The 1,214-nt window shown below is 54.5% G+C and carries 2 protein-coding genes; both read left to right on the top strand.

Annotated features, from left to right (window positions below; all coding sequences use genetic code 11):
* The first annotated feature begins 195 nt into the window (after nt 1-195).
* Nucleotides 196-423: a TraR/DksA family transcriptional regulator gene (locus tag H261_RS24440; RefSeq protein ID WP_008622709.1), complete on the top strand. Its 228-nt coding sequence runs from the start codon at nt 196-198 to the stop codon at nt 421-423.
* A gap of 318 nt (nt 424-741) precedes the next feature.
* Nucleotides 742-1,214 (top strand): tyrosine-type recombinase/integrase (locus H261_RS22835; protein ID WP_008622708.1); only part of this gene is annotated, 473 nt, incomplete at its 3' end.

The raw sequence follows: 1,214 nt of genomic DNA, 5'->3' as shown, positions 1-1,214 counted from the left end.
AAGTGATCCGGGGCAACGTCACCAAGTCAGTTGATGTCCCAGACGATGATCCGATGACACGGCGGGAAACCCTCGAATTGGTACGGGCCTATTTCACCATCGCCGATCCCAAGGTCCGGGATCAGGTTCTGGCCCTGGCAAAATCGCTGGCAGCCCCCAAATAGTGGGGAACTAAGCGGTATGCGATGAGGAATTATGGACGAAGCTGACGTTGCGAATGATCGGGCTGAGCAATTCATTGCTGAAGCTTTGAAGGCCGCTCGATTGAAGAAGGACGAGGCTCCCTCGACCGGCGTTTGCCGATCCTGCGAGGAATTGATCGAAGTCGAACGCCTTCAGGCGAACCCAGCAGCACGTTTATGTGCAGGGTGTGCGGTGGAAGCAGAGGCCGCACGGAAGCGTGCCCACCGCGTCGGCGGGTAGACTTCCTGATGATCCCCGAATAGGTCGAACATCGCATTAAAAATGCGAGGGTCGCGTAGCCGAAATGACTCACATGACACTCACATAGATGATGCACCTAGAATATAATTCTAGAATATCAATGCATTGCAAGATACGCCTGTTCATTCGTAATGCGCGGGCCGGGGGTTCGAGTCCTCTCGCCGGCACCATTTTCCTCAATAAAATCAATGATGCAGGGTCGCTGAAAAGCGGCCTTTTGCATTTCACACTCTTTTCACATAAGCTCGGGGCGAGTGCGGACGGGAATGCTACAATTATTGGTTGTTTTGGTGCGAAATGCCCCGCGAGAAGAAGACAGAATATTTCTACTATGATGACAAGGCGATAGCGCTCTACCAGAGGCCCAACAGCACCTTGTGGCAGACGCGGATCGTCAAGGAAGACGGCAAGGCATTTGTCCGCAGCACAGGCGAGCGCAATTTTGACAAGGCTTTGGCTTGGGCACGCAAGGAGAAGATGCGGGCCGAGGTGCTGACGGAGCAAGGGCTTGATCCCAACACCAAGTCCTTCAAATCGGTGGCAGAGCTTTGGCTCGCTGCGATTGGCCGTGATCCGTCCAACAAGCCTCGCAAGATCAGCGACTACACGAAGATCGTGAAGCGCTACCACATCCCATATTTCGGCAAGCACAAGATCACGCAGATCACGCAAAAGACCCTGGGCGAATACGAGATTTGGCGAGCGGCGTTTTGGCAGACTGGTCCTGGTGCTGAGCAGCGCGAAGAGACAATCCGCAAGCGCGACGGCAC

Origin of the sequence: Paramagnetospirillum caucaseum, from assembly GCF_000342045.1 — a bacterium.
Classification (GTDB): Bacteria; Pseudomonadota; Alphaproteobacteria; order Rhodospirillales; family Magnetospirillaceae; genus Phaeospirillum; species Phaeospirillum caucaseum.
Note: the sequence above shows the minus strand (reverse complement) of the source record. Positions and strands in the feature narration are given on the sequence as shown.

Bases quoted from the DNA above. Each gene is read 5' to 3' on its own strand.
- H261_RS24440 (WP_008622709.1), top strand. From the start codon at position 196: ATGGACGAAGCTGACGTTGCGAATGATCGGGCTGAGCAATTCATTGCT.